Genomic DNA, 24,566 nt, shown 5'->3' on the forward strand with positions numbered 1-24,566 from the left:
TCACGTGTTACTCACCCGTTCGCCGCTCGTGTACCCCCGAAAGGGCCTTACCGCTCGACTTGCATGTGTTAAGCACGCCGCCAGCGTTCGTCCTGAGCCAGGATCAAACTCTCCGTTGAAAAACCCCACAAAGGGGCCAACATCGTTTTGATTCCTGACAAAAGGTTTGCTGACAAACAATTTGTCGGAATTAACCAACGCCAACAACAACCAGCAAGCTGGTCACTGCCGACGGGGGTTTACTACTAATTAATCTCGTCGACTATTGCACACTGTTGAGTTCTCAAGGATCAGACGCACACCACCCAGAAACCCCTCACAAAGAGAAGCCCTAGACGGGGCCAGACCACACGTCCCGCGTTTTCGGCGACCTGCCCAGAACACACCAAAGGTTCGGGATCAGCCGTTTCGGTTGAGACCTGCTACGCCCACCGGACAGCCGACCCTTTCAGGCCTTCCGCCCCGCCGTGCGGCGCAACAAAGAGAACATTACACGGGCCCCTGCCGGATCTCCAAATCGGGGTCGGTCCCCTGATGCGGTGGCCGTCCGATGCCCCGAAACGACCGGAATTCCGGCCCGCCGAGTCCCGATCGGAGGCGTCCGGGACGCCTGGGATCAGTCCGTCGAGCTCGCAGTGCGATGCAGGTCACGGTGCGCCTCGTAGATGCGCGCGTTCTCGTGCAGCTTCTCGACCTCGGCGTCCGAGAGCTCGCGCCGGACCTTCCCGGGGACGCCCGCGACCAGGGACCGGGGCGGCACGTCCATCCCCTCGGTCACGACCGTGCCGGCGGCCAGCAGGCACTCGTCACCGATGGTTGCGCCGTTCATGACGACGGCTCCCATGCCCACCAGGACGTGGTCGCCGATCGTGGCGCCGTGCACCACGGCGCCGTGCCCGACGGAGACGCCCTCCCCCAGCCGGACCGGCTTGCCCTTGTCGACGTGGAAGACGCAGTTGTCCTGCACGTTCGAGCGGGGGCCCACGACGATCGGCTCGTTGTCGGCGCGCAGCACGGCGCCGTAGAAGACGCTGGCGCCGGGACCGAGGGTCACGGCGCCGACGAGCGTGGCGTTCGGGGCGACCCAGGCCGTGTCGTCGACGTCCGGCGTGCGGTCGGGAAGCGGGATCAGCATGACCCCAACGTACTCAGGCGCGGCGTCGCCGCAGCCCCACCACGAGGAGGGCGACGACCACGAGGACACCCGCGGCGACCGCCGCCGCGACGACGACGTCACGGGTCTCGACGGGGTAGGCCGACGCCGTCTCCGAGACGGGCTCCGAGCCGGGCGCGGCGACGACGTCGGCCGTCCCCTCCGCGTCGGACGCCGGCAGGGCGACCCGCCACAGCGGCTGGGACGTGCCCTCGCTGCCCACCAGGACGCTGCGTCCGGACGGCTCGGCCGCGACCGTCTCCCCCTGCCGGGTGACGGGCGCCCTCAACGAGGTCACCGGCCGCCAGTCGGCGTCGAGCACGACCAGCGAGACGTACGTGCGCAGCACGACGCGGTCGGACTCCGGCACGGCGGTCGCGTCGGTGACCAGGCCCGGCACGTCGGCGGCCACCTCGCGTGCCTGGTTGCTGCTGTCGGCGTCCAGGTCGCCGACGGCGAGCTCGAAGCGGCTTCCCCCGGCCAGCGCCTTCTCCAGCAGCGAGACCGTGCCGTCACGGACGACGATCGCCTCGACGTCGGGCGACCGGTCGCCGTAGTCGACGCGGTACGTGGTGGGACGCACCCGGTGGTCACCCTCCCCGGGCTCGTCGAGGACGTGCAGGGCCACCTCGTCGCGGGCACCACGGTTGTCGCCGGTGTCGGCGACCCACAGCCGGCCGTCGTCGTCGAGGGCCATCGCCTCGACGTCGGTGGTCTCGGCGCGCAGCCGGGTGACGCCCACGACCTCGCCGGTCGAGACCCGGACGGCGAACACCTCGGCGTCGTGGCCGGAGTCGTTCACCGTGTACGCGAGGTCGGGGTGATGCCGGCTGACGGCCAGGCCGCTGGACTCGCTGATGCGCGGGTCGTCGACCACCGAGACCCGCTGCGGCTCGTCGGCGGGTGCGGACGCCTGGGCGTCCTGCACGAACGAGGCCACGACGACCACGACGAGCAGGAGCACGAGGAGTCCGGGGATCAGCAGCCGCCGGTAGCGAGGATTCATCCTCGCCAGTCTCTCAGGAGCCGCCGCGGACGTCGCGGGACGGGCGGTACTGTGTGGGGCGTGAGTGACGGCGAGGACTGGGAGATCCACGAGGGCGACGGACCCGCGACGATCGAGCGCAAGCTGGGTCACCGCGAGCGTGCCCGCCTGGAGCGCATCGCCCGCCGCCACGAGTTCGGCCGGCCGGAGCTCACCGAGCTCGAGCTCGGTCGCACCACGCACCGGGTCGCGCAGGTCGAGCCGATGGACCTCGACGGCGTCCGCACCATGACCGTCGGCACCATCGTCTGGGGCGTCGCGATCATCGGGCTGCTGCCGTTCCTGGGCACCCTGGACGACGACGGCCGCACCTGGTGGCTGTGGACGTGCGTGGCCGGCTTCGGGCTGGGCCTCATCGGCGTGGAGTACTGCCGCCGGCGCCGCAAGGCGCTGCGCTCGCAGGTGCCTGCCGGCGGTCGCCGCCGCCGGGTCTAGCCGGCCGTCCGGAGAGGTCCGGACGGTCCCCGCAGGGCGCGCTCAGTCGAGCTCGACGACGTCCGGCGTGGTCGTGTCGAGCACCGGGTCGGGCAGGGCCTGCGCCGACGTGCTGCGCCGCACCGTGGCACCGGAGTGCGCGCCACAGCCGTGCGACAGCGCCACGACGCGTCCGTCGTCGTTGGCCTGACCGTTCGCGCACACGCCGAAGCTGGACGACAGCGGGCCGGCCAGGCTCACCAGGAAGCCGCAGCCGCCGCAGACGCCCGGCGCCTGCTGGGCCAGCGGCACGTCGGGACCCTGCTCGCCGGCGTACCAGCGGTCGGCCGCCTGCACGCGGCCCTCGAGCGAGAGCACCACGCGGCGGCCGAGGCCGACCTCGCGGGCGAAGTAGCGGTCGGGGGTCTGCTCCTCGCCGTCGCCGGCGGTCCAGGACGGGACGAGCCGGACGTCGTCCTCCTCGGGCGGCAGCAGGTCGCCGGGGCCGAGGTCGCCGGGGCGGATGCGGTCCTTGTACGGCTTCCAGGCCGGGGCGACGATCGCCTCGTCGCCGGGCAGCAGCACGACGTCGTTGACGGTGACCTGCTCGCTGTCGGGCGCGCGGGTGACGTCGGCGGCCCAGTACCAGCCGCGGTAGCCCGGCAGCAGGCAGGCGAAGACGTGCGTGGCCAGCAGCGGGCCGGCGGCGCGGACCTCGCGGTGCTCACCGACCGCGGTCGCCTCGGTGCCGTCGAGGACGGCGGCACGGGCCACGTCGACGGCGGCGGCGAGCACGGGGTCGACGGACGCGCGGGCGTCGTCGTTCGCTGCGGCGGACATGTGTCGATTCTCCCCCAGGCACCACGGCCCGCCCAAACCGGGGCGTGGACGCCGCGCGCGGGCCGCGCGCTGCGGCAGGATGGACGCGTGCCCGAGTCCCCCGCCCCCGACGAGCGCACCTGGCCCGAGCGGCTCGGCGCGGCGACCACCCAGGCGGCCCGTGCCGTCGGAGCCGTCGGCCGGGGCACCGGACGCGGCACCCGGCGGGCCTTCGTCCAGGCCCGCCGCTTCACGCACGCGAAGGGTGCCGGCGAGAGCGGCCTGTCCCGGCTGCTCGAGCTGCACGCCTTCAACACCGCCGGCGACGCCGCCGTCGCCGTCTCGCTGGCCGGCAGCCTGTTCTTCACCGTGCCGACCGACGAGGCGCACGGCGACGTGGCGCGCTTCCTGCTGCTCACGATGCTGCCGTTCGCCATCGTCGCGCCGCTGATCGGCCCGTTCCTGGACCGGTTCCGGCGCGGACGCCGCTGGGCCATCGGCGCCACGCTGGCCGTGCGCGCGTTCTGCGCGTGGGTCGCGGCCGGCGCGGTCATCACCGAGTCCACCGCGCTCTTCCCGGCCGCGCTGGGGTGCCTGGTGGCGTCCAAGGCGTACGGCGTCACCCGGGCGTCCGCGGTGCCCCGGCTTCTCCCCCGTGAGTTCACGCTCGTGAAGGCCAACTCGCGCATCTCGCTCACCGGCACCGGCGCCGCGGCCATCTCCGCCCCGATCGCCGTGGGGCTGGCGGCGATCGGTCCGCAGTGGACGCTGCGCTACGCCTTCGGCCTGTTCGTCGTCGGCACGGTGCTGGCCGTCCTGCTGCCGTCGCGGGTCGACTCCACCGAGGGCGAGCAGGACGTGCTGGACGACCAGCCGCGCCAGCGCCGTCGCCGGGTGCGCATCAGCCCGGACGTCGTCGTGGGCCTGCGCTGCAACGTCGGTCTACGGTTCCTGTCGGGCTTCCTGACCATGTTCATGGCCTTCGTGCTGCGCTCGGACCCGTTCCCCGGCTGGGAGGACCGCGTCACGATCCTCATGGCGCTGGTGATCGGCGCCGCCGGGGCGGGCAGCACCGTCGGCGTGCTGCTCGGGTCGGCGCTGCGGACCCGCCGGCCGCAGACGACGGTGCTCGTGGTGCTCGCCGTCGACGTCGCGGTGCTCGCCCTCGCCGCGCTCGCGTACGGCCTGGCGACCGCCGTGGCGCTCGGGCTCGCGGTCGGCCTGTGCCAGTCGCTGGGCAAGCTGAGCCTGGACGCGCTCATCCAGCGTGACGTGCCCGAGACGGTGCGCACGAGCGTGTTCGCCCGGTCCGAGACGGTGCTGCAGCTGGCCTGGGTGCTCGGCGGCTTCGCCGGGCTCGGCCTGGCCCTGCAGACGCCGCGCCTGGGCCTGAGCGTCGTCGCCCTGCTGCTGGTCGGCTGGCTGGCTCTGGTGGTCTGGCAGCTGACGCAGCGCGAGCGGCGTCCCGCGGGGCAGGACGCCGCCGCGGCGAGCCGCTAGAGCTCGAGCTCGTCGGCCAGCGCGCGGAGCAGCTTGGCCGTCGGCTTGGCCGTGCGGGCGTCGGGGTGACGGCCGTGGCGGTAGCCCTCGCCGAGGCGGTCCAGCAGGCCGATGAGGTCCTCGACGATGACGACCATGTCCTCGGGCGCCTTGCGGCGGGCGGCCGCCTGGTTGCGCGCGACCGACGTCGCGGGCTCCAGCAGGCGCACCTGCAGGGCCTGGTCGCCGCGGCGCCCCTGGGCGATGCCGAACTCCACCCGCTGCCCGGGCTTGAGCGACGGCACGCCGGCGGGCAGGGCGTCGCTGCGGACGTACACGTCCGCGCCGTCGTCCTGGCTCAGGAATCCGAAGCCCTTGTCAGCGTCGAACCACTTCACTTTGCCCGTGGGCATGGCGTTCCTCACTCTCGGCTGGTGCGAAGCCTCAGCCTAGTGATCGGGTCCAACTCCCTCGACCCCGGCTCAGGCGGACCCGATGGGCGTGCTGGCGTCATGCTCGTCGTCCTCGTCGCGGAAGTGGACGTCGATGGACTGGAAGCCCTTGTGCCGCTGCGCCTTGGCGTAGAGCGCGTACGCCCGCCGGTCGGCCTCGGTGAGGTGGACGCGGTCGGTGAACGGGGTCAGCAGCGCCCGCGGGAACAGTCGCCGGGCGATGACGACGTTGATCTCCAGGCCGAGCACGACGGCGCAGGACGCGAGGAAGATGAACGCCATGAGGCCGAGGACGACCGCGAAGACGCTGTTGAGCTCGCTGGCCCGGCTCACGACGCCGCTCACGTAGGCCTGGCCGCCCTGCTGCAGCGCGATCCAGGCGGCACCGACGAACGCCGCACCGGGGGCCACGCGCATCCAGCCCGGACGCACGACGGCGAACAGCCGGAACAGCGCCATGAAGACGAACCAGATGAGCGCCCAGGTGACCGGGATGAGCAGCCGCGACACCCACGCGGCCTCGTCCTTGAACGGCTCGAGCGTGGGCAGCACGGAGGTCAGGACGGTCAGCGCCACGACCGCGAGGCCGACGATGCCCACGAGCAGCAGGCTGCGCAGCCGCATGAGGAAGGGGTTGGCCCGGCTGTTGCGCGGCACCGACCAGGCGACGTTGGACGCGTTCTGCAGCGACTGCCCCACGCCCAGCGAGCCGTAGAGGGCGGCGAGCACACCGACGACGATGGCCGACCCGCTGCCGCTGATGCCCTCGGGCCGGGCCAGCTGCGGCCCGACCACGGGGATCTGGCTCACCGCGCTGTCGAGCAGCGTCTCCTGCAGCTCGACGTCGCCCTGGAGCAGGAAGCCCAGCACCGAGGACGCGATGAGCAGCAGCGGGAAGATCGCGGTGAACGCGTAGTAGGTGATGACCGCGGCGAGGTAGGGGCCCTGGTCGTCGAAGTACTTGTAGACGACCGCGAGCGGGAAGCCGACGACGCGGTGACGGCGCTGGAAGCCGTCGACGGTCCCGACGGCGCTCACGGGATCGGCAGGTAGGGGCGCACCGCGGCCGCGACCTGGTCGAAGACGGGACGGGGCATGACGGCACCCTCGCGGCGGACGTCGCTGGCCTGTACCCGGACGAACCGGTTGAGCCGCACCTCGCTCGGGCGTCCGGCCGCGTCCCACGCGCCGGTGCCGACGTCCATCCAGAAGCGTCCGGCGCGGGCCTCCTGGGCGGCGTCGCGGTCGTGGTCGTGGCTGGTCATGGGCAGGACGACCAGCGCGTCGCCCTCGCGGGCCAGGACGAGCACCGGCCGGTCCTTGCCGCGGGAGGGGTCCTCCTCGTAGGGGACCCACGCCCACACGACCTCTCCCGGGTCGGCGTCGCCGTCCGGGTCGGGCGCGTAGACGATCTCCACGGCGGCAAGCCTGCCACAGCGGACCGGACCGGGCCGGTTCAGACGTGCGGCGGCAGCTCGCGGCGCATGACCTTGCCGGTGGGGTTGCGCGGCAGCTCGGCGAGGAAGACCACGTGCCGCGGCACCGCGAACCGCGCCACGTGCTGCTTGGCGTGGTCGACGACGCCGCCGTGGTCGAGCTCGTGCCCGTCGCGGACCACGACGTACGCGGCCAGCGTCTGGCCCCACTGCTCGTCCGGCACGCCCGTGACGACCACCTCGGCGACGGCCGGGTGCTCGGCGAGCGCGTCCTCGAGCTCGCGCGGGAAGACGTTCTCGCCGCCGGACACGATCATCTCGTCGTCGCGGCCAGAGACGAACAGGCGTCCGGCCTCGTCGAGGTGGCCGACGTCGCCGGTGCTCATGAGGCCGCCGGCGAAGTCCTTGGTGCGCCCGTCGGTGTAGCCGCCGAACGGCATGTCGTTGCCGACGTGGATGACACCGGTCTCGCCCGGGGGCACCTCCTGGCCGTCGGGGCCGAGCACCTTGACCGTGGTGCGCCTCGGCGGGACGCCCGCGGTGCCGGGGGCGGCGCGCAGGTCGTCCGGGCTCGCGATGGTCACCCACGCCGTCTCGGTGGCGCCGTAGAAGTTGTAGATGGAGTCGGTGAACCGGTCCATGAAGCGGATCGCCAGGTCGCCGGCCAGCGCCGAGCCGCTCGTGGCCGTGATGCGCAGGCTCGAGACGTCGAGCCCCCGGGTGGCCTCGTCGGGCAGGTCGGCCATTCGCTGCAGCATGATCGGCACCGCCACCAGCACCGACGCCCGGTGCTCGGCGACGTCGCGCACGGTCTGGGCGGGGTCGAACCGGCGGCGCATGACGTACGTGGGCGTCGCGATGAGGCCGAAGCCGAAGTTGAGCAGGCCCCAGGAGTGGAACAGCGGCGCCGCGACGACGACCGTCGCGCCGGCCTCGTAGGGGATGGCGCCGAAGAAGGTGAGGATCGGCCGCAGGTTCTTCGGCTCCTCGCGGCGCGAGCCCTTCGGGGCGCCCGTGGTGCCGGACGTGAAGATGATGATCTGGCCGTGCCGCTCGGGCTTGCGGACGCGCTTGGCCGGGTGGGCGGCGGCCAGCGACGAGACGGTGGGCAGCTCGGTGCCGCCGTCGGACCAGGCCAGCACGAGCATGTCGCGGTCGAGCGGCGCGCACAGGCCGAGGAACTCCTCGTCGAGGACGACCATGACCGCGCCCTCGCGCTGCACGAGCTCCTCGAGCTGGCGACCGCTGGCCATGGTGTTGAGCAGCAGCACCTTCGCACCGACCTGCATGGCGGCCACGAGGGTCTGCACCATGAAGCGGTGGTTGCGGCACAGCACGGCGACCGCGTCGCCCTCGCCCACGGCCCGGGCCCGCAGCGCGGCGCTGAGCCGGTCGACGTCGTCGGCCAGCTCGCGCCAGGTGGTCTCCCCCGCGTCGTCGGCGATGGCGACCTGCTGCGGCGCGCGGTGCGCGTTCGCGTGCACGCCCGACGGCAGGCCGGGGCCCCACGTCAGCAGCTCGCGGCCGGCAGCCAGCATCCGGTGCGGGGCCTGCGGCCGCAGCATCCCGATGCGGTGCAGGACGGTCAGGGGTCCGGCGGAGCGTCCCATGCTTCCCTCTCGTCGACGGTGACCTGAGTCACCGTAACAACGACGATGTCAGATGCCGGTGACGGCGAGGAGAGATGGGTCACGACGGGGCGTGCGTCCGAGTCGTCAGGCCTCCTGCGCGGCGAGCTCGGCCGTCTCGTCCTCGGTGAGGACGCGCGAGCGCACCAGGAAGCGGAACCCGGTCGGCGACTCCAGCGAGAACCCGGCCCCGCGGCCGGGCACCACGTCGATCGTCAGGTGCGTGTGCGACCAGTAGGCGAACTGCTCGCGCGAGATCCACACCGGCACGACGCCGGCCGCGTCGTTGTCGGCGGTCCCGACGTCGAGGTCGCCCAGGTGGACGTCGGCGGCGCTGGTCAGGAACGTCCCCTGCGGGAAGCACATGGGCGCCGACCCGTCGCAGCAGCCGCCGGACTGGTGGAACATGAGCGGGCCGTGCTGCGCCCGGAGGCCGCGGAGCAGGTCCGCGGCCTCCGGGGTCAGCGCCACGCGGCTGACGGTCATCGGCTCAGAAGAAGCCGGCGGCGTCGGGCGAGTAGCTCACCAGCAGGTTCTTCGTCTGCTGGTAGTGGTCGAGCATCATGTGGTGGTTCTCCCGGCCGATGCCCGAGGACTTGTAGCCGCCGAACGCCGCGTGCGCGGGGTACTGGTGGTAGCAGTTCGTCCACACGCGTCCGGCCTGGATGGCCCGGCCGGCCCGGTAGGCCCGGTTGGTGTCGCGCGACCACACGCCGGCGCCGAGGCCGTACAGCGTGTCGTTGGCGATGCTCATCGCGTCGTCGAAGTCGTCGAACCCGGTCACCGAGACGACGGGGCCGAAGATCTCCTCCTGGAAGATCCGCATCTTGTTGGTGCCCTGGAAGATCGTCGGCGCCACGTAGTAGCCGCCGGACAGGTCGCCGCCGAGGTCGGTCCGCTCGCCGCCGGTGATGACCCGCGCGCCCTCGTCGATGCCGATCTGGATGTAGCTGAGGATCTTCTCGAGCTGGTCGTTGCTGGCCTGGGCGCCGATCATCGTCTCGGTGTCGAGCGGGTTGCCCTGCTTGATCGCCTTCGTCCGGTCGGTCGCCGCGGGCAGGAACTGCTCCAGGATCGAGTTCTGGATGAGCGCGCGGCTCGGGCACGTGCAGACCTCGCCCTGGTTGAGCGCGAACATCGCGAAGCCCTCGAGCGCCTTGTCGTAGAACGCGTCGTCGGCCGACGCGACGTCCTCGAAGAAGATGTTCGGGCTCTTGCCGCCCAGCTCCAAGGTGACCGGGATGAGGTTCTGGCTGGCGTACTGCATGATCAGCCGGCCGGTCGTCGTCTCGCCGGTGAAGGCGATCTTGCGGATGCGGCTGCTGGACGCCAGCGGCGCTCCGGCCTCGACGCCGAAGCCGTTGACGACGTTGAGCACGCCCGGCGGCAGCAGGTCGGCGATCAGCTCGACGAGCAGCATGATCGACGCCGGTGTCTGCTCGGCCGGCTTGAGCACCACCGCGTTGCCGGCGGCCAGCGCGGGCGCGAGCTTCCAGGTGGCCATGAGCAGCGGGAAGTTCCACGGGATGATCTGGCCGACGACGCCCAGCGGCTCGTGGAAGTGGTAGGCCACCGTGTCGTCGTCGAGCTGCGACAGGCTGCCCTCCTGGGCACGGATGGCGCCGGCGAAGTAGCGGAAGTGGTCGACCGCGAGGGGCAGGTCGGCGGCCATCGTCTCGCGGACGGGCTTGCCGTTGTCCCACGTCTCGCCGACGGCCAGCATCTCCAGGTTCTGCTCGATGCGGTCGGCGATCCGGTTGAGGACGACCGCCCGCTCGGCCGGCGAGGTGCGGCCCCACGCGGGAGCGGCCGCGTGCGCGGCGTCGAGGGCCAGCTCGACGTCCTCGGCGGTGGACCGGGCCACCTCGCAGAACACCTTGCCGTTGACCGGCGACGGGTTCTCGAAGTACTGGCCCTTGACCGGGGCGACGTACTCGCCGCCGATCCAGTTGTCGTAGCGGGACTTGTAGCTGACGACGCTGCCGTCGGTACCGGGCTGGGCGTAGACGCTCATGGACGCTCCTCGGTGCGAGTGGGGGTACGTCCGGGTCAGGACGTGGCCGTGACGCTAGTCACAGCGACGTTGCGCGGACGTTGCAGCGCTCAGCCGAGCTCGGCGTCGAGCGCGTCCAGGTGCGCGGCGACGTGGGCGGCGCGCGGCGAGCCGGACGGCAGCACCCGGAGCGCGTGCTGCCAGACGTCGTAGTCGTCGCGTCCGTGCGCGGTGTCGGCGAAGGCCAGCACGGTGTCGGCGTCCGGGCAGGCCAGCACGTGGCTGCGCAGCCGCTCGTGCAGGCTCGCCCGCAGCCGGACGACGCCGGGTGCGTCCGAGGCGGGCAGCACCGGCCCGCGGTACCCGGCGACGGCCCGGCGCAGGCTGCCGTCGCGCAGCGCGTCGCGGACGTCGTCGAGATCGGTGCGCAGCGGCTCGGCCAGCCGGTACGGCCGCGACGTGAGCCGCACCGACGGCAGGGCGGCGCGCAGCCGCGAGAGCTCGGCCCGGACGGTGACCGGCGCGTGCTCGTCGTCGCTGAGCGCGACCCCCAGCTCGCCCGACGTGAGGCCGTCCGGGTGCGCGGCCAGGAGCAGCAGGATCTCGCCGTGGCGCAGCGACAGCCGGCTGGTCGAGCCGCCGTGCCGCAGCTCGGCGGTGCGCGCCCCGAGGACGTCGAGCCGGGCCGGGGCCGTCCAGCCGGTGACGTGACGTGGGCCGGAGCCGGACAGCCGCTCGATGCGCAGCTCGGCCTCGGCCGCCGCGACCGTGGCCCGCACCAGCGAGAGGCTCTGGGCGCCGGCGACCTCGTCGCCGCCGGTCAGGTCGAGGACCCCGAGCAGGGCGCCGGTGTCGGGGTCGTGGATCGGGGCGGCCGAGCAGCTCCAGGGCGTGACCGGGCGCGCGAGGTGCTCGGGGCCGAAGATCTGCACCGGACGGTCGAGGGCCAGGGCGGTGCCCGGGGCGTTGGTGCCCGCGCTGGCCTCGCTCCAGTCGGCGCCCTCGACGAAGTGCATGCCCTCGGCCCGCGCCCGCAGGGTCGGCGAGCCCTCCACCCAGAGCAGCCGGCCGGCGGCGTCGCTCACCGCGACGAGCAGCCCGGCGTCGGCGGCCGGGTCGACGAGCAGCCGCCGCACCACCGGCATCACGGACGCGAGCGGGTGCGCCGCGCGGACGGCGGCGAGCCCGGCGTCGTCCAGCCGGATGCTCGGCAGGGATGCCTCGGGGTCGAGCCCGGTGCCGACGCTGCGCCGCCACGACTCGGCGACGAGCGGTCTCAGGCGGGGGTCGGCGGTGCCGGTCTGCACGAACGCGTCGTGCGCGCGGCGCAGCTCCCGGACGAGCGCGACGGGGTCGGCGCCCGGCGGCACCGCGACGTCCTGGCTGCGTCCCATGACCGGAGTGTACGCACCCGTGTGACGTGGGTCACCCTCGCGAGAGGATGGTCAGGGCAGGTCGTCGTGGCTCCACGCGACGTCCTCGCGGACGACCCGCGCGGGCACCCCGGCGACCACCGCGTGGGCGGGCACCTTCTGGCCGCGGACGACGCTGCGCATGGCGACCACGGCACCGTCGGCCACGTCGGCGTGACCGGTGACGACCGCGTCGCGGCACAGCCAGACGTGCCGCCCGAGCCGCACGTGGGCACCGAACGGGTTGAGCCGCTCCCCCGTCGCCCGGTCGGCCAGCCGGTGCATGTCGTCGGTGGCGACGTAGACGTTCGCCGCCCACAGCTGGTCGGCGCCGGCCACGACGGTGCCGCCGTTGCGGGCGTCGACCACGGCGCAGCGGGTCGCGACCAGCGGGCCGTGCAGGACGACCGACGAGCCGCCGCCGCAGTAGATCTCGCCCGCGGTCAGCTGGACGCCGGCGTCCAGGAAGACCGTGGCCCCGTCGCCGCCGACGAGCAGCGAGGCCAGCCAGGTCATCGGTGAGCCGACGACCAGGACCGCGTCGTGGAACGGGATGAGGGTCAGCTCGCGCAGCACCCGCTCGGGCAGCGACGCGCCCTCGGCCAGGTACAGCGCGTTGCCGAGCTCGGACCACCACTCCGGGAGGCCGTCGGCGGCCAGCTGCCATGCGCGCGCGTCGAGCGCCTCGGCGTCCACGCCGGCGTCGCGCAGGCGCTGACGGTGCTCGGGATCCACCCGCGGCATCCTGCCACCTCGCGCGGCCGCGCGGACGCACGAGGGCCCCGGACGATCGTCCGGGGCCCTCGCGAGGTGGTGCTAGGAGACGGGGCTCAGAAGCCCATGCCGCCCATGTCGCCCATGTCCGGCGCACCGGCACCGGCGGCGGCCGGCTCCGGCTTGTCGGCGACGACGGCCTCGGTGGTGAGGAACAGGGCCGCGATGCTGGCCGCGTTCTGCAGCGCCGAGCGGGTCACCTTGGCGGGGTCGATGATGCCCTGGGCGATCATGTCGACGTACTCGCCGGTGGCCGCGTTGAGGCCGTGACCGGCCTCCAGGCCGGCGACCTTCTCCGCGACGACGCCGCCCTCGAGGCCGGCGTTGACCGCGATCTGCTTGAGCGGCGCGGAGGCGGCGGTGCGGACGATCGCCGCACCGGTGGCCTCGTCACCCTCGAGCGACAGCTTCTCGAACGCGGCCGTGGTGGCCTGGACGAGCGCGACGCCGCCGCCGGCGACGATGCCCTCCTCGACGGCCGCCTTCGCGTTGCGGACGGCGTCCTCGATGCGGTGCTTGCGCTCCTTGAGCTCGACCTCGGTGGCCGCGCCGACCTTGATGACCGCGACGCCGCCGGCCAGCTTGGCCAGGCGCTCCTGCAGCTTCTCACGGTCGTAGTCGGAGTCGCTGTTCTCGATCTCGGCGCGGATCTGGTTGACCCGGCCCTCGATCTGCGCGGCGTCGCCGCCACCCTCGACGATGGTGGTCTCGTCCTTGGTGGTGACGACCTTGCGGGCGGTGCCCAGCAGCGTCAGGTCGGCGTTCTCGAGCTTGAGGCCGACCTCCTCGCTGATGACCTCGCCGCCGGTGAGGATCGCGATGTCGGTCAGCATGGCCTTGCGGCGGTCGCCGAAGCCGGGGGCCTTGATGGCGACCGACTTGAACGTGCCACGGACCTTGTTGACGATCAGGGTGGCCAGGGCCTCGCCCTCGACGTCCTCGGCGATGACCGCGAGCGGCTTGCCCGACTGCATGACCTTCTCCAGGACCGGGACGAAGTCCTTCACCGAGGCGATCTTGCTGTTGACGATGAGGATGTACGGGTCCTCGAGCACCGTCTCCTGGCGCTCGGGGTCCGTGACGAAGTAGCCGGACATGTGGCCCTTGTCGAAGCGCATGCCCTCGGTCAGCTCGAGCTCGACACCGAAGGTGTTCGACTCCTCGACCGTGATCACGCCCTCCTTGCCGACCTTGTCCATCGCCTCGGCGATGATCTCGCCGACGGACGCGTCGGCGGCCGAGATGGAGGCCGTCGCAGCGATCTGCTCCTTGGTCTCGATCTCCTTGGCCATGCCGAGCAGCTGCGTGCTGATCGCCTCGACGGCGGTCTCGATGCCCTTCTTCAGGCCCATCGGGTTGGCGCCGGCCGCGACGTTGCGCAGGCCCTCGCGCACGAGCGCCTGGGCGAGCACGGTGGCGGTGGTGGTGCCGTCGCCCGCGACGTCGTCGGTCTTCTTGGCGACCTCCTTGACGAGCTCCGCACCGATCTTCTCGTACGGGTCCTCGAGGTCGATCTCCTTGGCGATGCTCACGCCGTCGTTGGTGATCGTGGGGGCGCCCCACTTCTTCTCCAGGACGACGTTGCGGCCCTTGGGGCCGAGCGTGACCTTCACCGCGTCGGCGAGGGTGTTCATGCCCCGCTCGAGGCCGCGGCGGGCCTCCTCGTTGAATGCAATGGTCTTGGCCATGTCAGTCTCTCCGCGTCATGTGCGTGGATGTGCGGCCGGGTGGTGCCCGCGACGGACGACTGCGTGCTGTCGGCGAACCCTGCTCGCCTGGGCGTACAGCCTCACCGGCCCGGCCGGAGTCTTGCTAGCACTCTCAATATACGAGTGCTAACCCAGATCTTGGCACTCGCCCCCGGCGAGTGCAAGCGCCTCAGACCGACAGCAGCAGGTACAGCCCGGCGAAGGTGTAGGCCACCATGAGCAGCATCATCGCGAGCTGGCCGGTAAGCCGGTTCCGCTCGGGCAGCAGGGCGATCGCCCGGTCGTGGGCGGCCAGCACGGCGAGCACGTGACCGGTCACGACGGCCGCCACCTTGAGCGTCGCGAGCAGCCCGGGACGGTCGCTGAGGACGTACGCGGTGCCCGGGTCGCCGAGCGGCTGCCAGCCGCGCCCGAACGGGTCGAGCAGGCCGAGCACGACGCCCTGGCCCTTCTCGACCAGGTAGCTCAGGTAGTGCGCCACGACGTAGCCGACGGCGATGGGGACGAGCGAGTGGGCGAGCTCGCCGGGCAGCGCCCGGCGACGGCGTGCGTCGACCCCGCCCGTGGCCATGGCGGCGGCGGTGAACAGCAACCCCACGACGAGGCAGAAGGCGACGAGCACGAGGGCGTCCACGCCGGCCGCGTGCGAGCGCGCCTGCCACCCGGGCGTGGCCGAGAAGGAGTCGAAGGCGGTCGAGCCGAGCAGCACGGCGAGCACCGCGACCAGGCCGGGCGCGACCGGCACCTGCGCGAGCGTGCGCAGCGGGTCGTGCAGCGACCAGCGTCCGTCGCGGACGAACGGCGACAGCCGCGCGACCAGGGCGCTGTAGACGTCGAACGGGTCGGCGCGGTCGAACCAGCGCGGGCCCATGAGCACGCCGCCGACCAGCGTCACGAGGACGTACCCCGCGACCCACACCCGCACGTCCGCCGCGTCGCCCGCACCCGGCCACACGAGCTCGAGCTGGACGAAGGCGAGCAGGCCGAGCGCGGCGGGCCAGTAGCCCAGACACGCCGGGTAGCGCACGAAGCCGTCCGGACGTCCGGTCGCACGGCCGACGAGGGCCTGGACGCTGCGCCACGGCGACAGGTCGCGCCACACGTGGCCGACGGCCAGGGCGAGCGGCACGAGGCCCACCCAGACCAGCACGTACAGCGCGCCGACGCCCGGGTTGGACTCGTCCGGCCCGAGGAACAGCGCGCCGAGCCACCACGCGGCGAGCAGCGCCCCGACCACCGCCAGCCACGGACGGCGCGCGGGCGGCTCGGGCACCGGGCCGGGGTCGTAGCGCGGCCGGCGCCACGCCAGGGCGACGACCGCGAAGGTCGCCGTCAGCGCCCAGGCGCCGCCGGTGACGGCGTAGACCAGCGGGATGGGCAGGTCGGTGGGACCGCCGATGCCGTGGGCCGCGAGTGGACCGATCACCGCGCGACGAGCTGGACGATCGTGACGTCGAGGTGGTGCGACTCGACCGCGACCTGGCCGGGCCGGTCGACGGTGAACGTCAGCTCGCCGGGCGTGCCCGCCTCGACCTCGAGCGAGTGCTCCGGGTCGCTGTGGACGTGGATCTCGTCGGCCTCGTCGCTGGTGACCCGCAGCGTGACGGGCTCGCCGACCTCGACCTCGACCCGGTCGCCCTGCGGCGTCACCTCGCCGCCGGCGATCGTCACGTCGACGACGACGCCCTCGGGCATGGCGGGCTCGGACGGCTCGGACGGCTCGGTGGCTGTCGGGGCGGGCTCCGACGACGCGGACGTCGTGGGCGCGCCCGTCGCGTCGGCGGTCGGCTCGTCCTCGGCGCAGCCGGCCAGGCCCAGGGTCAGGGCGGCGGCGGCCAGGGCGACGGGAATCCTCATCGGTCCTCCAGGGTGTCGTCGGGACGGTCGGCCTCGGCCTGCTCGCGGCGGTCCCTGCGGACGATCCAGAGCACGACCCCGGCCAGGATGACGGCGGGCAGCACCGCCGGCACGGCGACCAGCGCCGCGTGGTGCGCGAGCAGGACCTCCGGGGTCACGCGTCCACGCGCTCGGCCGGACGGGCGGCCGAGCCCTCGATGCGCGACGCCACCCGGCCGACCGACCAGCAGATGCCGGCGATCATGGCCAGGCTGCACAGCAGGACGACCGCGTTGGCCAGGGCCCACGTCCAGGCGGGGTGGTCGCTGGTGCGCTCGCGCTGCAGCAGGTCGATCTCGGGGCCGAGCGCCCGGGTCGCCTCGGCCTGGACCGGGATCTCCTCGGCGTCGATCGCGGGGTCGGCCGGCATGAAGATCGGCGCCGCGGTGAGCATCCGGCCGTCCTGGACGCGGAGCAGCGTCTTCCAGGTGCCGCCGACGGGAACCGGCCTGGTGGACGCCCAGGTGGTGCCGCCGACGTGCTCGAGCGCGTCGGTCACGACGCCGGCGCCACCGCCCTGCCAGGCCGTGACCTGCACCCAGGTCGGGTCGTCGTCGACCAGGCCCTCGGGCAGCTCGACCTGCACCCGCACCTCGGGCTCGGAAGCGGTGCCGGCCGGCGTCGTGGTGATGGCGACCTCCGCGTCGTCCGGGACGGTGGCCCACAGTCCGTTGGCCACGCCGAGCGAGACGACGGCCAGCGAGCCGACGACGATCGAGGCGCTGACCGGCCGCGCGGGCAGGCGGCCCTGCAGGCCCAGCGCGAACAGCGCGCCGCACAGGCCGGCGGCCACCGCGGTCGGGACGGCCATGGCCAGGCCCTCGGCCCACATGCCGCGGGTCCAGTCGAAGGCGAAGAAGCGGTCGTTCCAGAGCAGCTCGGTGGCCAGGCCGACCGTGCCGAGGGCCAGGCCGGCGACCGCGCCGAGCAGGAGCGGACGGCGGGCCAGCGCCGTCAGCGCGACCAGCTCCACCACGAGCGCCATGCCCAGGTACAGCGGGAAGACGTGGTGGGCCTGGCCCAGCACCTCGCCGACGACCAGCGAGACGAGGCCGCGCATCACCAGGAAGAAGACCGCCGCCACGACCGCCGCACCCGGGCCCACGTAGATCCGGGCCGCCACCAGGCTCACGCCGGCGGCGATGACGATGAGGAACGGGGCGAAGACCAGGCGGAACTGCGCGATGCCGAAGTCGAACTCGCCCTGGAAGACCGACAGGCCGATGAGCAGGGCGCCGAACGCGATCGACAGCAGGACGTAGCGGACGCGCGGCGGCATCGGCTCGCTCTGCCCGGACAGCTCGCCCTCGCGGACGAGCAGGACGATGCCGGCGGTGGCCAGACCGGCGCCGCCGATGAGCATGAGGTGCGTGGGGCCCCACAGCGTGACGTCCTGGCCGAACAGGCGGTGCCAGACGTCGTCCAACGGGAAGCCGATGAGGGCGTACAGGCCGCAGCCGGCGATGTAGAGGCCGGCGACCGGCGCGTACCAGTGCCGGGTGATCCGGACGGCCGCCGGGCCGGGACGCTCGCCGCGACGGCTGTAGACCACCGCGACCATGCCGGCCAGGAAGATCGCGAACAGCCCGTAGAGGATCAGGTAGTGCGCGGGGTTGGCGAGCGGGCCCTCGTCGCGACCGCGGCCGGCGTGCAGCGCGACGTCCCACATGTAGCCCAGCAGGGCGACGATGAGCGAGGCGCCGACGATGACCACCGGCACGGCGACCCAGCCGGGCTGGCGCATGCGGGCCCCGAGCCGGTCGCCGACGCGCTCGAGCCAGTCCGAGCGGTGGGTGCGGTGCTGCCAGGCGAGCACGCCGAGCACCGCGGTGATGACGGCCGCCGCGACGCTGAGCCCGACGACCTGGTCGAGGGCGGCGCCGCCGGTGGGGGCCGTGGACGCGGCCACGATGTCGTACGTCATGCCCCGATGATGACATCGGTCATGTGACATCGCAAGTGTCACGTTCGTCCGCAGGCCGGACGCGCGAGGAGGGCCCGACGGGTGTCGGACCCTCCTCGCGAAGACTCAGCCGGGCTTGACCTCGTGGGCCTCACGGCCCTTGGGGCCGGCGACGACCTCGAAGCTGACCGCCTGGCCGTCCTCGAGCGTCTTGTAGCCGTCGATGGTGATCTTGGACCAGTGGACGAACACGTCGTCCTCACCCTCGACGGCGATGAAGCCGTAGCCCTTGTCGGCGTTGAACCACTTGACGGTGCCCTGCACCATGCGCACTCCTGCGTGTCGTCGGACTCCCCTGCCCGGCAGCCCTGATCACCGCTGAGCGTACACGCCGCCCAGCAGCCCCCGTGAGCCCGGAGAACGGGACGTGAGGACGGTCTCAGCAGCCGCCGGCGACCGCGGGGATGATCGAGATCTGGGTGCCGTCCGGGGTCGCCGTGGCCAGGCCCTCGGCGAAGCGGACGTCCTCCTCGGCGACGTAGATGTTGACGAAGCGGCGCAGCGCGCCGTCCTCGTCGACGATGCGCGCCTTGATGCCCGGGTAGCTGGACTCCAGCGAGTCCACGACCTCGGACAGGGTCGCGCCGTCGGCGCTGACGGTCGAGTCGTCGCCGGTGTAGCTGCGCAGGATGGTCGGGATGCGGACGCTGACGCTCACGGTCGTTCTCTCTCCTCGGTGGGGTTTCAGGCGATGCCGGTGGCGACGAAGGCGTCGTACGACGGCGGGATCGTGACGGTGGGGCCGACCCGGTCGGCGATCGCGTCGAGCGTCTTCAGGCCGTCGCCGGTGTTGAGGACGACGGTCTCGGCGTCCGGGTCGAGCTGGCGGGTGGCGAGCAGCTTCTTGAGCGTCGCGACGGTGACACCGCCGGCGGTCTCGGCGAAGATGCCCTCGGTACGGGCCAGCAGCGCGATGCCGTCGCGGATCTCGTCCTCGCTGACGTCCTCGACGCTGCCGCCGGTGCGCCGCGTGACGTCCAGGACGTACGGGCCGTCGGCGGGGTTGCCGATGGCCAGCGACTTGGCGATGGTGTCGGGCTTCACCGGGCGGACGACGTCGTGGCCGGACTTGTAGGCCGCCGCCACCGGCGAGCAGCCCGTGGCCTGGGCGCCGAACACCTTGTACGGCGTCGGCTCGACCAGGCCGAGGTCGCCGAGCTCGCCGAACGCCTTGTCGACCTTGGTCAGCTGCGAGCCGGACGCCACCGGGATGACGACCTGCTCGGGCAGGCGCCAGCCGAGCTGCTCGGCGATCTCGTAGCCGAGCGTCTTGGAGCCCTCGGCGTAGTAGGGCCGCACGTTGACGTTGACGAAGGCCCAGTCCGGCTCCTCCCCCGCGATCTCGCTGGCCAGCTTGTTGACGTCGTCGTAGTTGCCGTCGACGGCCACGAGCGCGCCGCCGTAGACGGCGCTGGTCAGCACCTTGGCCTGCTCGAGGTTGGAGGGGATGAACACGACGCCGCGGATGCCGGCGCGGGCCGAGGCGGCCGCGACCGCGTTGGCCAGGTTGCCCGTCGACGGACAGGCCAGGACGGTGAAGCCCAGCTCGCGGGCGGCGGCCAGCGCGACGGCCACGACGCGGTCCTTGAACGAGTGCGTGGGGTTGCCCGAGTCGTCCTTGACCCACAGCGAGCGCATGCCCAGCTCGCGGGCCAGGTTGTCGGCCTTCACCAGGCGGGTGAAGCCGGGGTCGGTGTTGGGGAAGGTCGCCACGTCGTCGGGCACGGGGAGCAGCGAGCGGTAGCGCCAGATGCTGCGCGGGCCGGCCTCGATCTGCTCGCGGGTCACGGTGCCGAACTCGTAGCCGACCTCAAGCGGGCCGAAGCACTCGGTGCACGCGTAGTGCGGGCCGAGCTCCGTGCGGTGGCCGCACTCGCGACAGGCCAGGTGGGTCGCGGGGCCGAAGGCTCCGGTGCGGGGGGCGGGCTTGGTGATGGACGCGCCGATGGTCACGACAGGACTCCCGTCATCTGCCCCCGACGACCGTCGCCGGGGCCGGAGGTAGCACCTGGCTCGTGGTCGAGCTGGTTGCTGGAGCTTCAGCGGGCCGGGTCCCTCTGCTCCTCTTGATGAACGGGACGAGCGTAGAGCGGGTGTCTCACGATGTGCAACGAGCGTCCGGATCGTGGACGAATCGGTGAGACAGGGTCAGGCGCCGAGGTCGTCGGCGAGGTCCGTCAGCCACTGGGCGACGGCGTCCGGGCCGTCCAGGACGACGTCCGAGCGCGCCACCAACGCGTCCTGCTCGGCCGACGCCGAGCACAGCAGCAGACCGCCGAGCCCCTCCTCGCGGAGGGCGTCGACGGCGTCGAAGGCCGGCAGGTCGCCGAGGTCGTCGCCGCCGAAGACCACCTGGCGGGCGCCGGTCTCCGCGACGAGGGCGCGCAGGGCGTCGCCCTTGTCGACGCCGGGCTGGCGCAGCTCCACGACCTGGCGGCCGTGCTCGACCTGGAGGCCGTGCTGCTCGGCCAGCGCGGTCAGCGGGGCGCCGAGCTCGGGCAGGACGTCCTCGGGCAGGCCGCGCGTGTGGACCGCGACGGCGAGGCCCTTGTCCTCGATGCGGGCCGCCTGGGCGCCGTGCTCGGCCAGCCAGCCGGGCAGCGCGGCGACGACTGCGGCGACCGCCTCGGGCGCGACGACGTCCTGCACCGGGCCGTCGGCGGCCGACCAGCGCTCGGCGCCGTACTGGCCCATGATGCGCAGGTTCTCCAGGCCCTCCAGGCCCAGGAAGCCGCCGAGCTCGAGCGCCTGGGCGACCGGACGGCCGGTGACGATCGCGACCTGGCCGAGCACGCGACCGAGCCGCTGCAGCGCCGCGACCGAGCCCGGGTGGGCGTAGGCGCGGGTCGGGTCGTCGACGATGTGGGACAGCGTGCCGTCGAAGTCCAGGCCGAGCAGGGTTCCTGCGGGATCGGACAGCACGGCGTCACGACGGGTCAGCGCATCGGGCATGGGTCGATCATCGCGTGCCGGACAGGACGACCGTCAGGCGGTCCGCCCGCATCGGCGCCACGCGCTCGCGGACCCGGTCGAGGCCGAGGTCGCGGGCGAGCCGTTCGGCCGCGGCGCGCTGCCCGGCCGGGTGGTAGACGGTGCTGCTCGGGATGCTGCCCCGCCAGTTGCCGACGCCCTCGACCGTCCAGCCGGCGCCGCGGGCGCGACCGGCGTACTCGGCGGCCAGGCCGCTGCGACCGGTGTTGTTGAACACGACGACCGGGACGTCACGGGCCGGCTCGGGCTCGGCCGACGGCGTCTCGCTCGGGCTGGGGCTCGGGCTCGGCGTGGGCGACGGGCTCGGGGAGGGCGACGGCGTGGGGCTGGGCGTCGGCACCTCGCTCGGTGCGGGGCTCGACGTGGGGGCCGCGGTGGGCGACGCGCTGGCGGCGGGTCGCGGCGAGCCCGACTCGTCGTCGTCCAGCAGCGTCACCACGAGGTAGGCGGCCGCGGCGGCGAGCAGCAGGGCCGTGCCGACGATCAGCCAGCTCGGCAGGATGACCGCGCGACGGGTCGGCGTCCGACGATGGTCCACCGCAGGCGCAGCCTCAGGCGTCGAAGCCGAGGCGGCGGGCCGAGCGCGTGCGCTGACGCTGCTCGCGCACGCGGCGCAGGCGCTTGACCAGCAGCGGGTCGAACGCCAGAGCCTCCTCGGTGTCGATGAGCGCGTTGAGCACCTGGTAGTACCGGGTGGCGGACATGTCGAACTTCTCGCGGATGGTCTGCTCCTTGGCCCCCGCGTACTTCCACCACTGACGCTCCATCGCGAGGATCTCGCGGTCACGCTCGGACAGCGACGTCGTCGGCTCGACCACGGCCTTCTCCACAGCGCTCATGCGCACGATGGTACGGCATGAATGACAGGCGTGTCATTCATCCGGTCGGGCCGGTCCACGGGACCGCTCCCGGCGTGCCGCGGCCCCGCACCGTGGCCATACTGAGCCGGTGACCACCGACACCACCCCCGTGCGCTGGGGCATCCTCGCCACCGGCGCGATCGCCGAGAAGCTCGCCGCCGACGTCCCCCTCGTCCCGGGCAACGAGCTGGCCGCCGTCGGCTCGCGTCGGCTCGAGTCCGCCCAGGCCTTCGCCGACCGGTTCGGCGTCGCCCGCGCACACGGCTCCTACGAGGAGCTGGCCGCCGACCCCGACGTCGACGTCGTCTACGTGGCGACTCCGCACGGACGCCACCTCGAGGACGCGCTCATGTGCCTGGAGCACGGCAAGGCCGTGCTGTGCGAGAAGGCGCTCACCCTCGACGAGCCCGACGCCCGCCGCCTGGTCGAGACCGCGCGCGAGAAGAAGCTGTTCCTGGCCGAGGCGATGTGGATGCGCGTCCACCCGCTCGTGCGCCGCGTGCTGGAGATGGTCGAGTCCGGCTCGCTCGGCGAGGTGCGCCAGCTGCGCGCCGACCTGGGCTTCGTCGCCGGCGGCAAGTCGCGCCTGTGGGACCCGAGCCTGGGTGCCAGCGCGCTGCTCGACGTCGGCATCTACCCGCTGACCTTCGCCCACCTCGTCCTCGGTGCGCCCGAGCGCATCACCGCCGACGGCACGCTGTCCGAGCACGGCTTCGACCTGACCGGCGGCGCGACGCTCACCTACGCGTCGGGCGCGGTCGCGACCATCTCGTGGTCGCAGGTCACCCAGTCCGACAGCCGCGCCTCGGTCGCGGGCTCCGACGGACGCATCGAGATCAACGCGCCGATGCACCACCCGACGTCCGCCACCTACACGAGCAACGGCGAGGTCGAGACGCTCACCGCCCCGGTCACCGGGTACGGCTACGCGCACGAGGTCGCCGAGGTGGCGGCCTGCCTGCGCCGGGGCGAGACCGAGTCCGCCCTGCTGCCGCTCGACGAGACGGTCGCGATCCTCGGCCAGATGGACGCCATCCGGGCCCAGATCGCCGCCGCTGCGGGCTCCGCGACGAGTCGATAGGGTCGGGTCATGGCGTCGTCCGGTGCAGAGTTCGTGGTGATCGCCAACCGGCTTCCCGTCGACCGCGACGTGCTCGCGGACGGGACGGTCGCATGGCGCAAGTCCCCCGGTGGCCTGGTCACCGCGCTCGAGCCGGTGATGAAGAGCCAGGGCGGCGCCTGGATCGGCTGGCACGGCGCCCCCGACGAGACGCTCGAGCCGTTCGACGACGACGGCCTGCACCTGGTGCCGGTGCCGCTGTCGTCGCAGGAGGTCGAGGAGTACTACGAGGGCTTCTCCAACGCCACGCTGTGGCCGCTGTACCACGACGTCGTCGCCCCCCCGGCCTTCCGTCGTGAGTGGTGGGACTCCTACGTCGCGGTGAACCGGCGCTTCGCCGAGCGCGCCGCCGAGGAGGCCGCCCAGGGCGCCGTCGTGTGGGTGCAGGACTACCAGCTGCAGCTCGTCCCGACGATGCTGCGCGAGCTGCGCCCCGACCTGCGCATCGGCTTCTTCCTGCACATCCCCTTCCCGCCCACCGAGCTGTTCCAGCAGCTGCCGTGGCGCCGCCAGATCCTCGAGGGGCTGCTCGGTGCCGACCTCGTGGGCTTCCAGCTGCCCGGCGCGGCCCAGAACTTCGTCCGGCTCGTGCGCCAGCGCGTGGGCCACAAGACGCACCGCGACATGGTCTACCTGCCCGACGGACGCGGCGTGCTGGCCAAGGCCTACCCGATCTCGATCGACGCCCAGGGCTTCGAGGACCTCGCCCGCTCCGAACGGGTCACCCGGCGTGCGGCCGAGATCCGCGCCAGCCTGGGCAACCCGCGCAAGGTGCTGCTGGGCATCGACCGGCTCGACTACACCAAGGGGCTGCGCCAGCGCATCCGCGCCTTCGGCGAGCTCGTCCGCGACGGGTCGGTCGACCTCGACGACGCCGTGTTCGTCCAGGTCGCGACGCCCTCGCGCGAGCGGGTCGACCAGTACCGCATCCTGCGCGACGACATCGACCGGCTGGTCGGACGCATCAACGGCGACGTGGGCAAGATCGGCCAGCAGCCCGTCCAGTACCTGCACGCGTCCTACCCGCGCGAGGAGATGGCCGCGCTGTACCGGGCGGCGGACGTCATGGTGGTCACCCCGCTGCGCGACGGCATGAACCTGGTGGCCAAGGAGTACGTGGCCTGCCGCTACGACGACCAGGGCGCGCTGGTGCTGAGCGAGTTCGCCGGTGCCGCCGCCGAGCTCAAGCAGGCGTACCTGGTCAACCCGTACGACATCAACGGCACCAAGGCGGCGCTGCTGCAGGCCATGGAGGCCGGCGAGCGCGAGAACGGCAAGCGCATGAAGGCGATGCGCAAGCACGTCATGGAGCACGACATCGAGCGCTGGGCCCGCACCTTCCTGCAGGAGCTCAGCGAGGTCGGCTCGCACGACAAGAACCCCCGCCCGGCCAGCGTGTCCTGACCGCCGGGACGCGGCCGG

The 24,566-nt window shown here is 72.9% G+C and carries 26 protein-coding genes, 1 rRNA gene and 1 riboswitch; of the genes, 4 read left to right on the forward strand and 23 right to left on the reverse strand.

The window, feature by feature from the left end; genetic code table 11:
• From E0W78_RS07355 to E0W78_RS07365, 3 genes are all read right to left on the reverse strand, one after another.
• Positions 1-119, reverse strand: a 16S ribosomal RNA gene (locus tag E0W78_RS07355); the annotation flags it as partial.
• Between the two features lie 497 nt (positions 120-616).
• A complete protein-coding gene (locus E0W78_RS07360; RefSeq protein WP_131403223.1) occupies positions 617-1,135 on the reverse strand; it encodes a gamma carbonic anhydrase family protein in 519 nt (172 codons plus the stop codon).
• 13 nt (positions 1,136-1,148) lie between these two features.
• The gene (locus E0W78_RS07365) at positions 1,149-2,159 is read right to left on the reverse strand and encodes a hypothetical protein (RefSeq protein ID WP_131403224.1); all 1,011 of its coding nucleotides are present in this window, start codon (positions 2,157-2,159) and stop codon (positions 1,149-1,151) included.
• Between the two features lie 60 nt (positions 2,160-2,219).
• On the opposite strand from E0W78_RS07365, the gene E0W78_RS16850 reads away from it, so the two are divergent.
• A complete protein-coding gene (locus tag E0W78_RS16850) occupies positions 2,220-2,633 on the forward strand; it encodes a DUF2530 domain-containing protein (RefSeq protein ID WP_242686267.1) in 414 nt (137 codons plus the stop codon).
• Between the two features lie 42 nt (positions 2,634-2,675).
• Here the strand turns inward: E0W78_RS16850 and E0W78_RS07375 are convergent, their stop codons facing one another.
• Positions 2,676-3,452 carry a DUF3027 domain-containing protein gene (locus E0W78_RS07375; protein ID WP_131403225.1) on the reverse strand — a complete coding sequence of 259 codons (777 nt, stop codon included), beginning with the start codon at positions 3,450-3,452 and terminating at the stop codon, positions 2,676-2,678.
• A gap of 87 nt (positions 3,453-3,539) precedes the next feature.
• Between E0W78_RS07375 and E0W78_RS07380 the strand changes: the two genes are divergently transcribed.
• Positions 3,540-4,931, forward strand: a complete 1,392-nt coding sequence (locus E0W78_RS07380) for an MFS transporter (RefSeq protein ID WP_242686268.1) — start codon at positions 3,540-3,542, stop codon at positions 4,929-4,931.
• Here E0W78_RS07380 and E0W78_RS07385 read toward each other — a convergent pair.
• The 19 genes from E0W78_RS07385 to E0W78_RS07470 all read right to left on the reverse strand — a co-directional run bounded on the left by E0W78_RS07385 (position 4,928) and on the right by E0W78_RS07470 (position 22,003).
• The gene (locus E0W78_RS07385) at positions 4,928-5,323 is read right to left on the reverse strand and encodes a cold-shock protein (RefSeq protein WP_019144760.1); all 396 of its coding nucleotides are present in this window, start codon (positions 5,321-5,323) and stop codon (positions 4,928-4,930) included. The genes E0W78_RS07380 and E0W78_RS07385 overlap by 4 nt on opposite strands.
• Before the next feature lie 69 nt (positions 5,324-5,392).
• Positions 5,393-6,400, reverse strand: coding sequence for a YihY/virulence factor BrkB family protein (locus E0W78_RS07390; RefSeq protein ID WP_131403226.1), 1,008 nt, complete (start codon positions 6,398-6,400; stop codon positions 5,393-5,395).
• Positions 6,397-6,780 carry a type II toxin-antitoxin system PemK/MazF family toxin gene (locus tag E0W78_RS07395; protein ID WP_242686269.1) on the reverse strand — a complete coding sequence of 128 codons (384 nt, stop codon included), beginning with the start codon at positions 6,778-6,780 and terminating at the stop codon, positions 6,397-6,399. Before E0W78_RS07395 ends, E0W78_RS07390 begins: the two co-directional genes overlap by 4 nt.
• Before the next feature lie 38 nt (positions 6,781-6,818).
• Positions 6,819-8,408 carry an AMP-binding protein gene (locus E0W78_RS07400; RefSeq protein WP_131403227.1) on the reverse strand — a complete coding sequence of 530 codons (1,590 nt, stop codon included), beginning with the start codon at positions 8,406-8,408 and terminating at the stop codon, positions 6,819-6,821.
• A 105-nt stretch (positions 8,409-8,513) separates the two neighbouring features.
• Positions 8,514-8,912, reverse strand: coding sequence for a DUF779 domain-containing protein (locus E0W78_RS07405; protein WP_131403228.1), 399 nt, complete (start codon positions 8,910-8,912; stop codon positions 8,514-8,516).
• Between the two features lie 4 nt (positions 8,913-8,916).
• A complete protein-coding gene (gene adh / locus E0W78_RS07410) occupies positions 8,917-10,440 on the reverse strand; it encodes an aldehyde dehydrogenase (protein ID WP_131403229.1) in 1,524 nt (507 codons plus the stop codon).
• A gap of 89 nt (positions 10,441-10,529) precedes the next feature.
• The gene (locus E0W78_RS07415; RefSeq protein WP_131403230.1) at positions 10,530-11,813 is read right to left on the reverse strand and encodes a GAF domain-containing protein; all 1,284 of its coding nucleotides are present in this window, start codon (positions 11,811-11,813) and stop codon (positions 10,530-10,532) included.
• A gap of 51 nt (positions 11,814-11,864) precedes the next feature.
• A complete protein-coding gene (locus tag E0W78_RS07420; RefSeq protein ID WP_242686270.1) occupies positions 11,865-12,566 on the reverse strand; it encodes a hypothetical protein in 702 nt (233 codons plus the stop codon).
• 95 nt (positions 12,567-12,661) lie between these two features.
• Positions 12,662-14,293: a chaperonin GroEL gene (groL, locus tag E0W78_RS07425; protein WP_131403232.1), complete on the reverse strand. Its 1,632-nt coding sequence runs from the start codon at positions 14,291-14,293 to the stop codon at positions 12,662-12,664.
• Between the two features lie 190 nt (positions 14,294-14,483).
• Positions 14,484-15,740, reverse strand: a complete 1,257-nt coding sequence (locus E0W78_RS07430) for a hypothetical protein (protein ID WP_131403233.1) — start codon at positions 15,738-15,740, stop codon at positions 14,484-14,486.
• Entirely contained in the window at positions 15,737-16,171 is a 435-nt protein-coding gene (locus E0W78_RS07435; RefSeq protein WP_131403234.1) for a hypothetical protein, read from the reverse strand. The genes E0W78_RS07430 and E0W78_RS07435 overlap by 4 nt, the downstream gene beginning before the upstream one ends.
• Complete coding sequence (locus tag E0W78_RS16520; protein WP_165570439.1) at positions 16,168-16,329, reverse strand: hypothetical protein; 162 nt, start codon at positions 16,327-16,329, stop codon at positions 16,168-16,170. The genes E0W78_RS07435 and E0W78_RS16520 overlap by 4 nt, the downstream gene beginning before the upstream one ends.
• Positions 16,326-18,134: a hypothetical protein gene (locus E0W78_RS07440; protein ID WP_131403235.1), complete on the reverse strand. Its 1,809-nt coding sequence runs from the start codon at positions 18,132-18,134 to the stop codon at positions 16,326-16,328. Before E0W78_RS07440 ends, E0W78_RS16520 begins: the two co-directional genes overlap by 4 nt.
• A 105-nt stretch (positions 18,135-18,239) precedes the next feature.
• Positions 18,240-18,440: a cold-shock protein gene (locus tag E0W78_RS07445; protein WP_131403236.1), complete on the reverse strand. Its 201-nt coding sequence runs from the start codon at positions 18,438-18,440 to the stop codon at positions 18,240-18,242.
• 112 nt (positions 18,441-18,552) lie between these two features.
• A complete protein-coding gene (locus E0W78_RS07450; RefSeq protein ID WP_131403237.1) occupies positions 18,553-18,831 on the reverse strand; it encodes a MoaD/ThiS family protein in 279 nt (92 codons plus the stop codon).
• Positions 18,832-18,857: 26 nt separating this feature from the next.
• A complete protein-coding gene (thrC, locus tag E0W78_RS07455) occupies positions 18,858-20,120 on the reverse strand; it encodes a threonine synthase (protein WP_131403434.1) in 1,263 nt (420 codons plus the stop codon).
• A 16-nt stretch (positions 20,121-20,136) separates the two neighbouring features.
• Positions 20,137-20,249: riboswitch (SAM riboswitch) on the reverse strand.
• A gap of 72 nt (positions 20,250-20,321) precedes the next feature.
• The gene (otsB, locus tag E0W78_RS07460) at positions 20,322-21,125 is read right to left on the reverse strand and encodes a trehalose-phosphatase (RefSeq protein WP_131403238.1); all 804 of its coding nucleotides are present in this window, start codon (positions 21,123-21,125) and stop codon (positions 20,322-20,324) included.
• 7 nt (positions 21,126-21,132) lie between these two features.
• Positions 21,133-21,702 (reverse strand): LytR C-terminal domain-containing protein, encoded by a 570-nt coding sequence (locus tag E0W78_RS07465; protein ID WP_131403239.1) that lies wholly within the window; start codon positions 21,700-21,702, stop codon positions 21,133-21,135.
• Between the two features lie 13 nt (positions 21,703-21,715).
• The gene (locus E0W78_RS07470; RefSeq protein ID WP_019144742.1) at positions 21,716-22,003 is read right to left on the reverse strand and encodes a DUF3263 domain-containing protein; all 288 of its coding nucleotides are present in this window, start codon (positions 22,001-22,003) and stop codon (positions 21,716-21,718) included.
• 109 nt (positions 22,004-22,112) lie between these two features.
• Between E0W78_RS07470 and E0W78_RS07475 the strand changes: the two genes are divergently transcribed.
• Positions 22,113-23,105: a Gfo/Idh/MocA family oxidoreductase gene (locus tag E0W78_RS07475; RefSeq protein WP_131403240.1), complete on the forward strand. Its 993-nt coding sequence runs from the start codon at positions 22,113-22,115 to the stop codon at positions 23,103-23,105.
• A gap of 9 nt (positions 23,106-23,114) precedes the next feature.
• Entirely contained in the window at positions 23,115-24,548 is a 1,434-nt protein-coding gene (locus tag E0W78_RS07480; protein ID WP_131403241.1) for a trehalose-6-phosphate synthase, read from the forward strand.
• Positions 24,549-24,566 lie beyond the last annotated feature (18 nt).

The organism is Aeromicrobium sp. IC_218 (assembly GCF_004336805.1).
GTDB lineage: Bacteria > Actinomycetota > Actinomycetes > Propionibacteriales > Nocardioidaceae > Aeromicrobium.